Here is a 13,518-nt window from a genome sequence, read left to right as displayed (position 1 = left end):
TTTTTCATGTGCCAAGGGAATGATTATGAGAGGTTTGTGGACAAAACTAAAATGATATTCGAGCGAATAAGGAAATGGATGCTTAATATATCTTTTCTATTATGTAAATACATGGCACCAAAAGTAGAAAAATGTTGAATAATAAGTCTTTTTGTGGTTTCATAGGAAAGGTGAATTCTGGAAAAGAAGCATATGCATGACTCAGGAGGGAAAGACAACGTGGAAGAGAAACAAGGAGTTAAAATCGGTATGCCGATCATTGGTGGCTTAATTGCAGCCATTCTGGGAGGCATCGTATGGGCAGCTATTGCTGCAATGACCGAGTATGAGGTGGGATTAATTGCGATTTTGATTGGAGCACTCACGGGTTACGCAGTTGTGTTGTTCTCCAATAAACAAATTGCGACGGTACATAAGATTATTGCCGTACTGTTTGCACTTGTCGGCATTTTGTTGGGGAAATATCTGACGGTCGTTTATTTTACTTCCGAACTGTTTGGTGATGTCGGCGTGATGGAACTTGTGTTTGATAGCGAGATGATCAGTGCGTTTGTGGAAACCTTCCAGGAGTACTTCAGTCAACCGATTGATTTGTTATTCATCGTGCTTGCGATTGTGTCTGCATGGCAGATTCCTGGCCGGATGGCGAGAACCAGTCTAGCTACGGATGCATCTTCATCGGATCACGCACCAAGAGCTTAATCGGATAGACGGTGGACGCTTGGTTGCAAAATGAAGAACGTTTGACAGAAGAAACTTAATGCTCATCATCCTAAGCACTTATGAAGTTATATCGAAGGACTGGGAGCAGAAGAAAAACGTAGTAAAGAGCATCTACTTTAAAAGATATTTATAGAGTACTCAGAGTGAGCAGCAGTTAGGTTTGTTCACATTGCGGCTGAGTTACTTCCATACACAAAAGGGACGTGACGCCTGAGAGGGCGAACGTCCCTTTTGTGTATCTACTGGGCAGGTAGGCGGGATATCCGCTCATAATGGCTGTAGTAACTCCGGATCGATCCAATTTATTTACAACGTAACCCTAGTATATATTCAGCATCTTCAAAAGGTAATTACAAGAAGGACGGTCACCACAGGAGGAAGGTTCAAATGTCCTGATGTCATGTACAGCGATATAGCTGATGACGAGAGATTACTTTTACCACTACGGACAGAGGTTTAATTTCCAGACTATCGTTTACAGTACACATCTGACGACAATGAGAGTTGAATAATACTGTATGTGGTTGAAGACTGGGCTATATTATTTGTTTTGGTCAGCAAATACAGCCATAGCATCTCTCATAAATACTGCCAAACCATCGCCAAACTGATCAATATTACGCGTGAAGCGTTCATCGTCCACGTACATCTGACCAAGTCCTCTGAAGGCTTCAGGCGAGTAGCTTCCCATCTGGTTCAGCCAGGTGTACCATTCTTGAATGCCAGCCTGTGCCTCGGCAGATGCTGGTTCTGTGTGACGAAGTGCAGCCAGACGTTTGTAGATTTCGTTCATTTGATTGGATAGAGCCTTCTGATCTGTGGTTGATTTACTGTGCAGCTTCTGATTTGCGTGATCGACGGCATGGTCTCCCCAACGTTCCCGCGCTTCTTGTTCATACGGATTCTGGCTAAAATCAAATCCTTCGAATTGTTCTTTGGCTGTCATTTTAATTTCTCCTCTCACGTGTAAAACCGTTTTATCAATGGTAGCAATCATCTGGTCCAAGCGTTGGCGCTTCTCCAGCAGTATAAGTCGATGCATGTTAAGTGCTTCTTCCGGATTGAAGGAGGGGTTGGTTATAATGTTTTTGATCTCCTTCAGAGAGAAGTCGAGTTCCTTGAAAAACAATATCTGCTGCAACCGTTCCAGGTTGGCATCTGAATATAATCGATATCCGGCAGAAGTTACTTCGTCCGGGGTTAATAGTCCGATCTCATCATAGTGATGCAGTGTGCGCACACTGATCGAGGCAAGTTCGGCAACTTCTTTTACCTTCATGGCCATGAGTGAAACCTCCTTACAACACCGATTGTACAGTGTCACGTTACGTGAGAGTCAACCGTTGAAAATGAAAAAACAAGATGCGAGCATGGAAGCTGCATCTTGATCATGGATTGGTGACTAAGTATGACTATATAAGTTGAACTAAAGATTATTTACACAGACACTATGATGACAGAATAACCTTCCAATCGCTGTTATCCCCAGATTTTTTCGATCCCCCTTTCTCATGGGAAAATCCGGGGATAAAGGCGAACGCTTCGCTTCTTCAGGTTTTTTCTGTCCTCTCCGTTATCGTTTAAATGATTAGTTCAACTTATATAGATTATTGTAAAATTCAGTCACTGTAGGGGAGCGGATGCGCTTCTATGTCGAAGACATGGGTTGCTGCCGCGCCGCGGGGGTGTTTTAAGGCTCCTCTGTTATGGAGAGGAGCGTGAGCAGTTGTGGGCTGCACCATGTATGCGGTGCAGTCCACGGAGTTAGCAGTGCAGGGAGAGCAGGGCTACGCCTGCATCCCGCGCACTGCCGCAGCGAACTGCGCAGCCGCTGCGCGCACGTCGGCCGCGCCCGCGATGGCGGAGATGACGGCTATGCCGTCGGCTCCAGCCGCCATCACGGCGGCCGTGGTATCGGGCGTAATGCCGCCGATACCCACAATCGGAACTGCGATGCCTGCGGCGCGCAGTTCCGCCACCCCTGCGGGGCCCAGCACAGCATGGGCATCCGCTTTGGAGCGCGTCGGGTACATGGGCCCGACGCCAAGGTAGTCGGCGCCCGCCTGCAACGCACGGCGCGCCTCATCCACGGAGTGGGCGGATACGCCAAGCATCCGCCCATCTCCAATGCGGGCGCGTACTAGCGCCGCGTCCGCATCATCCTGGCCGACATGCACGCCGTCGGCCTCCACTGCTACAGCCAGCTCCACATCATCGTTCACGATGAACGGGACCCCGTGCTGGCTGCACACCTCGCGAAGCCGCATCGCAAGTGTGATGCGAGCTTCGCCAACCAGGGCGCCAGTTCCCTTTTCACGGAACTGGAACAGCGTGATGCCGCCAGCAATGGCCTGGCGCAGCACTTCCACAGGGTCTTGCGTTGTATTAACGCTGCCCATCACCAAATACACCTGCATCGCGCGTTGTACCGCTTCTGCATCCCAAGGGCGCATCACTGCTCACCTCGCTGTCTGCGCTGATACGCAAAATGATTCGTCGGCCCATGTCCGGCCCCAATCCCCAGCTCATCTTCGATGGCTGCCTGAATGAATGCTCGCGCGGTCGTAACGGCAGCCAGAACAGGTGAACCCTTTGCTAACTCTGCGGTGATCGCAGCAGAGTACGTGCATCCTGTTCCGTGTGTATGACGTGTTACCACACGAACATTCTCCAGATAATGAAAAGACTGCCCATCGTAGAGCACATCCACGATCATGCCACTTCCTTCATCATGACCACCTTTGACCAAAGCATACGTTGAGCCCATCTGTACAATCCGTCTTGCGGCTTCTTCCCGCTGGCTCAGATTGGTGATAGACATCCCGGTAAGCAGTTCCGCTTCCGGAATATTGGGTGTTGTGATCAGGGCATGGGGCAACAGATCCGTAACCAACGCCTTTACAGCTTCCTGCTGGAGAAGGGGAGCGCCACCTTTGGCTACCATCACAGGGTCGATGACCAGATTTGACCAACGGTATTGCTGCCATTTCTCAGCCACTAGACGAATAATCTCGGCACTATATAACATGCCGGTCTTCGTTGCGGTTGGTTGAAAGTCTTCGCCGGTCGAGTCCAATTGCTGGGCAATGCCATCGTAAGGGATGGGAAAAACGCCCTGCACACCAGTTGTATTTTGGGCAGCAATAGCGGAGATAACGGTCATGCCGTATACACCAAGTTCTTGGAATGTTTTCAGATCGGCCTGAATGCCTGCGCCGCCCCCGTTATCGGAGCCTGCAATGGTTAGCGCTTGAGCAATACTCATACTGCACCTCCACGGATCTGACGGATCTGTGCGCGTTCTGCCAAGAGGTCTGGTGTTACTTGTGCCAGTTGATTCAACAATTCAATCTGGAAGCTGCCCGGCCCCTGATGAGCTGTCCGCTCTGCCGCCAGTTCAGCTGCTACACCATAAAACGCTAGCGCTTCAACAACACTGCCTAGAAGATCGGCTCCTGATTCCACTATGGCTGTAAAAGCACCAATCACCGAACTGAGCAGACAGCCAGCACCTGTGACCTGAGTGAGCAGGGCATGACCATTACTCGTGAGGAATGTGGATTGTCCATCAGTAATAATATCTTCTTTTCCGGTAATGACCACGACACAGCCAAGTTTATGCGCTGCCCGCTCCGCAATGCCGATTCGGTCGCCCTCACCTGATCCTGCGTCCACACCTTTAATACTCCAACTCTCACCGATGACATTAGCGACCTCTGCCACATTGCCGCGCAGTACCGTGAGACGAAGTTCACGAATGAGCATCTGCACGGTTTCCGTGCGATAGGTGGTTGCGCCAGCTCCAACCGGATCAAGCACCACAGGCACGTGATGCGCATTAGCCGATTGGCCTGCCAGACGGATTGCCTGAACGACTTTGTCATTGAGTGTACCGATGTTGAGTACCACGGCTCCTGACATCTTGGCGACATCAGCGACCTCTTCATGAGCATAGGCCATAAAAGGGGACGCACCGAGTGCAAGCAGACCATTGGCTGTGAATGGAGCCACGACAAGGTTAGTGATATTGTGTACCAGCGGATTTTGCGTACGAACACGTTCCAGATAAGACATATAATTTCCTCCTTGTTTTGAAGTAACCCGATCGGCGGAAGTCCGATATCTGGAGTCACTCAACAGAATAATAGGATATGAGTTGCCTTGTTGAGTTGGGGCGCAGAGTCTAACAACAGCCAGATGCATTAATGCGGGAAAAGCAGAAACGTAAAATCTAAATCATTTACTTTCCTTGCAGATTAATAAAAGCATCCTCGGCTTTCACCGATTCAGGAATCAAATCCTGTTCAACGAGCCATGCGCGTACATTTTCCCACGATTCCATTTCCTGCCGACCAAACGGTTGGCCTTCTTCATTCATAAGTGGCAGTAAAATAGCCAGGCTTTTGGTTTCGATCTCCGGGTCAAGCGGTGATGTTTCATTCTCATGAGCGAGCAGAATATTCAAGGCTTCTTCTGGATGCTCCATTACATATTTCTGTCCTTCCTGGACCGCTTTGACGAACCGGGTAAGTTGGTCTTTTTTCGCTTCAATGCCAGCTTCACTCGCAGTCAGGACCAATTCATAATAATCAGGCACACCATAATCGACGGGGTTAATCGATTTCATGGCATGTCCTTCTTTCTCCAAAATCAATTGTTCATGGTTAATAAAACCACCCATAATCGCATCCGCCTGTCCAGAAGCCAGCGAAGGAATCAGATCGAACCCAACGTCGACCAGATTTATGTTGTCGGGATTGCCGCCATCCTTGCTGATCATCGTGCGTACCATCGCTTCATATAGCGGAATCGAAGAATAACCGACAGTTTTTCCTTCAAGATCTTTGGGTGAGCTCACGTTGCCATTCGTTTCGGTCAACAGATGCACTAGGGGGTGGCGAACAACAGCAGCAATGGAACGTACAGGAATGTTCTCGCCACGTGCGAGCAAAATTTGGGGCTGGTAGCTTAGGGCCAGATCAATTTTACCGGCAGCAACAAGTTTGAGTGAATCATTGGTATCCGCAGGCATCTGAATTTCGACATCGAGACCTTGATCTGCAAAGTATCCTTTTTCTTGAGCAACGTAGATGAGGGAGTGTACTGCATTCGGGTACCAGTCGAGCATGATGGACAGTTTATCTTTGGCGTCTGATGTTGGTTTGGTTGCAGACGGATCTGTTTGCTGTGCATTAGTTGCAGAGTCTGTTGTTGGCGTGTTATTGCTGGTATTCGTGGTGCTGCATCCACTGACGATCAGCAAAAGGCTAATGAGCATGATGGGAAGCAGGGAGTATATACCTTTGTTATTCATAAATGAAGTTCCTCATTTCATCGTTTTGATTTGTAGAAAATGGGCAACAGCATGATAACGACAATGTAATAATGAACTGATTGAAGATGCTGCTGAATTCGTGCATAAGATATGTTTTGAAGATTGTAACTAATGTATTTACATCTAATTTCTGTCTAAGTATTATCCAACTTTTCTTTTGCCTCCATGTCCATACCGCCGTATGCTAAACCGTTTCTCTAGCCAGGCAATCAGTACAAACAAAACGATCCCAAGCAGGGATAACAGCACAATAGCTGCAAACATCGCATCCGTGTTCATGTTGCTGGACATGCGGCGGCTGAAGTATCCGAGACCTTTGCTGCCACCGAGCCATTCGCCAATCGTTGCCCCAACCACGCAGTACACCACAGACATCTTTAACCCCGAGAAAAAAGAGGGAAGTGCCAGTGGAACCTGGAGTTTGCAAAAAATATCCCACTTGCTGGCGGCCATAGTGAGCAAAAGTTCACGCTGCTCCGGATCGCCTTGGCGGAGTCCATCGTAGGTACTGACCACAATGGGGAAGAACGCGATTAGGAACACCACGGCGACTTTGCTCCACAACGTATAGCCAAACCACAGGATGAACACGGGAGACAAGGCAATCAGCGGGATGGTCTGACTGATCACGATGAAGGGATACAAGGCCTTTTCAATCGATCGGTTCATATGCATGCCTGTTGCCAGCGTAATTCCAGTCACTATGGACAAGACAAAACCAACAATAACCTCCATAAAGGTAGCAGGCAGATGGATGGTCAACAGTAGACGACGATGCTCAACCAGTGAGCTTACGATGGCCGTGGGTGCAGGAATGATGAAGGAGGGCAACCATCCCATACGCACAATCACTTCCCAGATCGCCATTAATAAGAACATGAGCATAATAAACAAACCATATTGGGAAAACGACCTCGAGAGCCACTTTAAACACCACGTCCAAACGCTAACCTCAGCTCTATCATTTTGCATGTAATTGTTCCTCCAGTTGTCGTCTCATCTGCACGAGAGCCGGTTCGTAGATCATGTCCGAATGCCTTGGGCGTGGCAAAGGAACCGTTATCTCCCGCAACTGCTGACCTTGCCCCCCTGGAGTTAACAGAATAATACGGTCACTTAACAGCAGGGCTTCTTCGATGTCATGTGTAATGAACAGCACGGTTTGTCCAAAGCCCTCCCACAGCTCTAGCAACCAGCGATGCATTTCTCGTTTGGTTAAGGCGTCGAGTGCACCGAAGGGTTCATCCAGCAACATGAGCTGCCCGCCTGTAAGCAAGGTACGAAGAAATGCCACCCGCTGCCGCATGCCGCCGGATAACTCATCCGGGTAGGCCTGCTCATAACCTGATAGGCCGAACCTTGCCAACCCAGCTAGGATGTTTGCCCGTAACTTGTTCTTGTCCTGTCGGCCTGGTGCAAGCTCGGCATGCAGCATGCAGTTCTCCATGACGGTACGCCAGGATAACAGCAGATCTTTCTGCGGCATATAGGCGACTCGTCCGAGCCGTTGTCCTTGCGGGACATCAGCTATATCGATGGTGCCAACGGTTGGTTCATGCAAGCCTGCGAGCAGCTTGAAGAGCGTGCTTTTACCTGATCCGCTGGAGCCGATGAGCGAGACAAATTCTCCTTGTTGAACCTGAAGCGACACATTGGAGAGCACAGGGGAATCCTTTTTTTCGGGAAAAGCAAAGCTTACGTTGTGAATAGTTACATGGTTATCCATCTGATCCTCACCCCCCTTGATGTCAGACTACTGCAATAACAACGGCATCCTATACTCTGCAAAAGGAACAAAAAAGACCCACCCATTTCCGGAGAAATGAGTGGGTCTGTAAGTTAAATCCGCAATTTATCTTCACATACATGAGAAAATTCCGCTTACTAAAAGGCCGCTCCACTTCCCTCCGCTGGTATGATCCAGATCAGGTTCAAAGGGTCCGAATAGTCATATTCGTCTCAGCCGCAAGGCTCCCCTAGTGCAAAAGTTCAAGATATGCAGTTGTGTGTTCAGCATATATCACTTGAACATGAACTGTAAAGAGGCAGCATGATGGAATTGTTGAGATGAACTTGGAGTCAGACCCGAACAACTGAACAATTTACCTGGGCTCCCTAACCCGATATAATAGTGGTGGCGCATATTGGCCGGATCACAAATGCAGGCGGGATTGTTCTCCCTCCGAAGCAGAATGGGGACCCGAGTTGAAAACGTTCAAAAAAGTATATATTGAGATCACGAGTATCTGCAATCTGGCTTGCAGCTTCTGTCCGCAGACACAGCGTGCCAAAGGATTCATTGACCCTGAAGTCTTCAACAATATACTGGATCAAGTTAAACCACACACCAATCATATTTATCTACATGTCAAAGGTGAACCCTTGTTGCATCCCAAAATAGATCTGTTGCTCGATTCCGCACATGAGAAGGGACTCAAGGTGAACATTACAACGAATGGTACACTGCTGCCCAAGACTCAGCATAAATTGCTTGGCAAACCGGCGCTGCGGCAGATGAATTTCTCCCTGCACAGCTTCGATGGGCATGAAGGTTCAACAGATCGTGACGGGTATCTGCGTCATATTTTGTCCTTTGTACACGAGGCCGTTAAGCACAATGTCATCATCTCATTTCGGTTGTGGAATCTGACACAGGATAACTTCACGAATGCTCAGATGAATCGAAATCGGGAGACCCTTGAAGTATTGGAACGTGAGTTCAATCTGGATTTTCGCATTGAGGAAAAAGTAGTTCCAGGTAGCGGGGTCAAAATTGCCCCGAATGTATACCTGAATCAGGACCATGAGTTCCAGTGGCCAAGTCTGGATGCACCTGAAGATGACGGCAAAGGCTTCTGCCATGCACTTCGCGGTCAGGCAGCTGTGCTTGTAGATGGAACGGTGGTTCCATGCTGTCTTGATGGCGAGGGTGTCATTAACCTCGGTAACGTTCACGAGAAGTCATTCTCGGAGATTATTGAGGGTGAGCGAGCGAACAATCTGGTATATGGCTTCTCCAAACGCGAAGCTGTAGAAGAGTTGTGTAGAAAGTGCGGTTATCGTCAGAGATTTGGAGCCTGATATCTTATATCAGCAAGCCAGAAGCCATTCAAGATCACACATTTGGAGACAAATGTAGTGGTCTTTCTTTGTTATTGGGGATTAAGTGAGGGGTACATACGTTACAAATGAGCATACCAGAGGTTGATATGAGCATATTGCTTGAGAGACCTAGCATGCAAAAAATGCCGATATGACAGGGATTGTGCGATGTCATGATATATCTGATCTAATGATTATTCTAATTACCTTCCTTATTTGGTAGGATTAGGTTGTGGATCGGACAGAGGTGCACCTCTGACGATCTTCCAGGACAAGCTTAGGCTTGTACAATACCAAAAAACGAGAGAATAAGGGAGGAATAAAGTTATGAAAAAAATGTTGACGTTGTTGCTGTCCGCTGGTTTGGTTGCTTCTATATTTGGTGCAGTTCCGGCTGCGGCTGCACCTACCGTTGTAAATTCAACCATTGTGGTACCAAAGGGCACGACCTATGACGGCCAAGGTAAAACATTTGTAGCCAATCCTTCCACACTGGGCGACGGATCTCAAGCAGAAAATCAGAAGCCAGTCTTCCGTCTGGAGGCAGGGGCCACGCTCAAAAACGTAAACATTGGATCACCAGCTGCTGATGGTGTTCACTGTTATGGCAACTGTAATATATCGAATGTGGTCTGGCAGGACGTGGGCGAGGATGCACTGACATTGAAGTCTGCGGGAACGGTTAACATTACCGGTGGGGCAGCGTATAAGGCTTATGATAAAGTGTTCCAGATGAATGCAGCTGGAACAATTAACATCAAAAATTTCCGTGCAGATGATATTGGCAAACTGGTTCGCCAAAATGGTGGAACTTCCTTCGCAGTTAACATGACGCTGGATAACTCCAACATTTCCAATGTAAAAGATTCGATTATGCGTACAGACAGCAGCACATCACAGGGGAAAATTACGAATACCCGTTATTCCAAAGTACCAACGTTGTTCAAGGGGTTTGCTTCAGGGAAAACGAGCCAGTCTGGGAACACGCAATATTAAAGGATTGCCACAAATACCCATTTGATGTACATTAGAAGCAATGAAATAAGTGAACCGGGAGCTCAATGAAGTTGGGCTGAGAGAGTGGCCTTGTGCCGCTGACCGTACATCTGATCTGGGTAATGCCAGCGTAGAGAACATGGATTTGCGATATGTAAGGGTGAATTGTGGGAATGAACGTGGATGAACAACAGACCTCTTTGAACTGTGGTGGTGTATCTGCCATGACGGAGGGGGGCTGGTTGATATTCCGTATTTTCGACATCCATCCAATACATCATTGTGAGGATTGTACACTGTACGTAAGGCCTGCCCGGAACCGGGGAGGCTTTTTCGTTTATTTTGATAACCCCCACAGGGAACAAAGGAAGGACGTAGAGAATATGGAAACAACAGCAGGCAACAAGCGATTAAAACTAACGGATATTCTGGTAACCATCGTGATCGCAGTAGTGTTTGGGGTGATTTACAAGATATGGGGACCTACATATGACTTGATGAAACCATTTGGCGTTCATGCGGAGCAGATGATCTACGGCATGTGGTTTATGGCGGGCACGTTTGCTTTTGTTATCATTCGTAAACCAGGCGTGGCTATTCTTGCCGAAGTTGCGGCTTCAACGGTAAGTGCTTTTCTGGGTAGTGAATGGGGCATGTCCACACTTGTATACGGTCTGTTGCAAGGATTGGGAGCCGAGATATTCTTCGCCGCATTTTTGTATCGCAAAACCAATCTGTTTGTCACCTGTCTTGCAGCCATAGGAGCCGCAGCGGCTTCGCTTTTGCTGGATTACCAGTACGGGTATATTGATTCACTCTCGGCCTGGAACTACACGTTATTTATCGGATTCCGCTTCATCGGAAGCATCTTGATTGCTGGAGTGTTCGCTTATTATCTCGCCAAAGCATTGGAACTGACTGGTGTAACGCGTTCGCTCAGACCGGTATCCAAACAAGATTATGAGGCGCTGGATTAGATGAACGGGGAAGAGAATTCGCAAGCGGTAAGGGTGACTAATCTAAGATGCAAGTTCCCGGGAGAGAAAGCCTTGGTATTTCAAGGCTTGTCTCTTTCTGTGCGTCAAGGGGAGAAAGTGCTGTTGCTTGGCCCGAGTGGCTCCGGTAAATCGACCTTATTGCAAATTTTGAGCGGTCTGATACCACGTTCGGTTGAGATTCCGATGAAATGTGATGATATTCAGGTTCCCGCCCAAGCAGGAGTAGTCTTTCAAGATCCGGATACCCAGTTCTGTATGTCCTTTACGGATGAAGAGATCGCATTTGTTCTGGAAAACCGAAATATTCCGTGTGAAGAGATGCCTGCTCTGATTGAATATTATCTGAAACAAGTGGGGTTATCCTTTGAACAGAATCGTGTATTGATCCAGTCCATGTCTCAGGGGATGAAGCAGCGTCTTGCGATTGCTTCGATGCTTGCCATGGACCCGGAGGTATTGTTTTTGGATGAACCCACTGCACTGCTGGATGATGTGGGGACTTCCCAGGTGTGGGATACCGTCAAACGAATCGCCAGTGACAAAACGATCATCATCGTTGAACACAAAATAAACGAGATTGTGGATATGGTCGACCGCATCATTGTGTTATCACCTGAAGGAAAGATTGTGGCGGATGGGCCAGCACAGCAGGTATTTACTCATGAACGGGAAAAGCTGAAGGCTTATGGAATCTGGTATCCGGGTGTGTGGGATGAGCACGAGCAGGCAGCTAAGCAAGAAGAGGGAAGTGCTTCTGGAGAGCTTCAAGTGTGTGTGGATCACGGCATCTCAAGTTTGGAAGCACAGCAATCGTCTGGCTTATCCGATACACCGGGTATATCCCCCATATCTCACGACTCATCCTTTTCGCCTGTATCTCCCGCCTATCTGCCTGCACTGGACTTGCAGCAGTTCACTGGATGGCGTGGGAAAACACCTTTCATTCAGGTGGAGCAGGCCAAGGTATGGCATGGAGACTGTATTGGTATTGTCGGAGCTAATGGAGCTGGCAAGAGTTCATTGTTGTTATCTCTGATGAATATCCTGAAAACAACAGGTCATTATGAGGTGGAAGGTCAGCCTTCTGGCAAAACGGAGCAGCTTGCAGATCGAATTGCGTTTGTATTTCAGAACCCGGAGTTTCAATTTGTGACCAACACGGTCGCGGAAGAAGTGGAATTCTCATTGCTGGGGGGCAGGCTGACAACGGAAGAAAGACTTGTCAGGACTGATCATATGTTGAATCAATTTGGATTAATCGACCTCTCCGAGCGCCATCCCTACCAATTATCGATGGGGCAGAAACGACGCTTGAGCGTTGCCTCTGCACTGGTGAGAGAGCAGCGAATACTGCTGTTGGATGAACCTACTTTTGGACAGGATGCCCGCAATACGTTTGCCATGTTAGCACAGCTGGAGCAATTGCGGAGAAAGGGAACAGCTATTGTTATGGTTACCCATGATCGTGAAATTGTAAAAAGATATTGCACCCGAATCTGGACGGTAGATGAGGGGAGGTTAACTGATGCAACTATCGTTTCCTCACCGTGAAACCTGGCTTCATAACGTCAATCCGGGATTAAAGATGATCATTCTGACGATGATGTTTGTCATCGTTATCCTCATTCACAATCTGAATGTAATGGCCAACGTTGCGGTGGCGATGATGTTATTACTGTGCTGGACAGGTCATCCGTGGTATAGATTGATGCTGTACGCATCACCATTCATTCTGGTGTTTATCTCCACGTCTACAGGTATGATGATGTTTGGTAAGGGCGAGACCACATGGTATAAGTGGGGACTGATCCACATAACCGAAGAGAGTTTCTATCGCGGTCTACACTTGGGTTTTCGCTCGCTGACTATGGCCGCGGCAGGGTTACTCTTTGGTCTTACGACCAAGCCTGTGAGACTGTTTTATTCCCTGATGCAGCAGTGGCGGCTTCCCGCAAAATATGCCTATAGCTTTCTGGCCGCGATGCGCATGATCCCCATTTTGCTGGATGAATTCCAGACACTCCGTTATGCGATTCGTATTCGTGGAACACAGCAACGCGGCTCTCGCTGGAATGTGTATGGTACACTCAAGCGTTACGCTATTCCGCTGCTGGCACAGAGCATTCGCCGTGCACAGCGAATGGCGGTAGCGATGGAAGCGAAAGGGTTCACAGATGGCGCGAGCCGCACGTATTACATTCAGATTGGCTATTCGCGAGCTGATCTGTGGTTTGTATTTTATTATATGCTCACCTTAACGACTGCTTATTACATCGGGGTTACCTTTCCTTATCATGCTACGATGGTGGATGTAAGGTGATACGGGCAGATAGATAGAAATATATTGAGGTAAACGGTAACTTT

The 13,518-nt window shown here is 48.2% G+C and carries 13 protein-coding genes and 1 riboswitch; of the genes, 6 read left to right on the top strand and 7 right to left on the bottom strand.

From position 1 onward, the window contains the following. Nucleotides 1-219: 219 nt before the first annotated feature. Nucleotides 220-702, top strand: coding sequence for a hypothetical protein (locus MKY28_RS21435; protein WP_340936945.1), 483 nt, complete (start codon nt 220-222; stop codon nt 700-702). A gap of 562 nt (nt 703-1,264) precedes the next feature. Here MKY28_RS21435 and MKY28_RS21430 read toward each other — a convergent pair. From MKY28_RS21430 to MKY28_RS21400, 7 genes are all read right to left on the bottom strand, one after another. After that, nucleotides 1,265-2,008 (bottom strand): MerR family transcriptional regulator, encoded by a 744-nt coding sequence (locus MKY28_RS21430; RefSeq protein WP_340936944.1) that lies wholly within the window; start codon nt 2,006-2,008, stop codon nt 1,265-1,267. A 502-nt stretch (nt 2,009-2,510) separates the two neighbouring features. Beyond that, nucleotides 2,511-3,176, bottom strand: coding sequence for a thiamine phosphate synthase (thiE, locus tag MKY28_RS21425; RefSeq protein WP_340936943.1), 666 nt, complete (start codon nt 3,174-3,176; stop codon nt 2,511-2,513). Then, nucleotides 3,176-3,988, bottom strand: a complete 813-nt coding sequence (thiD, locus tag MKY28_RS21420) for a bifunctional hydroxymethylpyrimidine kinase/phosphomethylpyrimidine kinase (protein ID WP_340936942.1) — start codon at nt 3,986-3,988, stop codon at nt 3,176-3,178. Before thiD ends, thiE begins: the two co-directional genes overlap by 1 nt. Beyond that, nucleotides 3,985-4,797 (bottom strand): hydroxyethylthiazole kinase, encoded by an 813-nt coding sequence (thiM, locus tag MKY28_RS21415; protein WP_340936941.1) that lies wholly within the window; start codon nt 4,795-4,797, stop codon nt 3,985-3,987. Before thiM ends, thiD begins: the two co-directional genes overlap by 4 nt. A 166-nt stretch (nt 4,798-4,963) precedes the next feature. After that, a complete protein-coding gene (locus tag MKY28_RS21410; RefSeq protein ID WP_340936940.1) occupies nt 4,964-6,037 on the bottom strand; it encodes an ABC transporter substrate-binding protein in 1,074 nt (357 codons plus the stop codon). A gap of 162 nt (nt 6,038-6,199) precedes the next feature. Further along, entirely contained in the window at nt 6,200-7,030 is an 831-nt protein-coding gene (locus MKY28_RS21405; protein WP_340936939.1) for an ABC transporter permease, read from the bottom strand. After that, a complete protein-coding gene (locus MKY28_RS21400) occupies nt 7,020-7,784 on the bottom strand; it encodes an ABC transporter ATP-binding protein (protein WP_340936937.1) in 765 nt (254 codons plus the stop codon). Before MKY28_RS21400 ends, MKY28_RS21405 begins: the two co-directional genes overlap by 11 nt. 159 nt (nt 7,785-7,943) lie before the next feature. Continuing rightward, nucleotides 7,944-8,046: riboswitch (TPP riboswitch) on the bottom strand. A gap of 217 nt (nt 8,047-8,263) precedes the next feature. Between MKY28_RS21400 and MKY28_RS21395 the strand changes: the two genes are divergently transcribed. The 5 genes from MKY28_RS21395 to MKY28_RS21375 all read left to right on the top strand — a co-directional run bounded on the left by MKY28_RS21395 (nt 8,264) and on the right by MKY28_RS21375 (nt 13,474). After that, nucleotides 8,264-9,139 (top strand): radical SAM/SPASM domain-containing protein, encoded by an 876-nt coding sequence (locus tag MKY28_RS21395; protein ID WP_036606150.1) that lies wholly within the window; start codon nt 8,264-8,266, stop codon nt 9,137-9,139. 348 nt (nt 9,140-9,487) lie between these two features. Next, the gene (locus tag MKY28_RS21390; protein WP_036606151.1) at nt 9,488-10,156 is read left to right on the top strand and encodes a pectate lyase; all 669 of its coding nucleotides are present in this window, start codon (nt 9,488-9,490) and stop codon (nt 10,154-10,156) included. A gap of 383 nt (nt 10,157-10,539) precedes the next feature. Then, nucleotides 10,540-11,133, top strand: coding sequence for an ECF transporter S component (locus tag MKY28_RS21385; RefSeq protein WP_076329823.1), 594 nt, complete (start codon nt 10,540-10,542; stop codon nt 11,131-11,133). Then, on the top strand, nt 11,134-12,705 hold the full coding sequence (locus tag MKY28_RS21380) for an ABC transporter ATP-binding protein (protein WP_340936935.1): 1,572 nt from the start codon (nt 11,134-11,136) through the stop codon (nt 12,703-12,705). Then, a complete protein-coding gene (locus MKY28_RS21375) occupies nt 12,680-13,474 on the top strand; it encodes an energy-coupling factor transporter transmembrane component T family protein (protein ID WP_340936934.1) in 795 nt (264 codons plus the stop codon). The genes MKY28_RS21380 and MKY28_RS21375 overlap by 26 nt, the downstream gene beginning before the upstream one ends. The last annotated feature ends 44 nt before the right edge of the window (nt 13,475-13,518 follow it).

The organism is Paenibacillus sp. FSL R5-0473 (assembly GCF_038004565.1).
In the GTDB taxonomy this organism is placed as follows: domain Bacteria; phylum Bacillota; class Bacilli; order Paenibacillales; family Paenibacillaceae; genus Paenibacillus; species Paenibacillus amylolyticus.
This window is presented reverse-complemented; position numbering and strand designations above follow the sequence as displayed.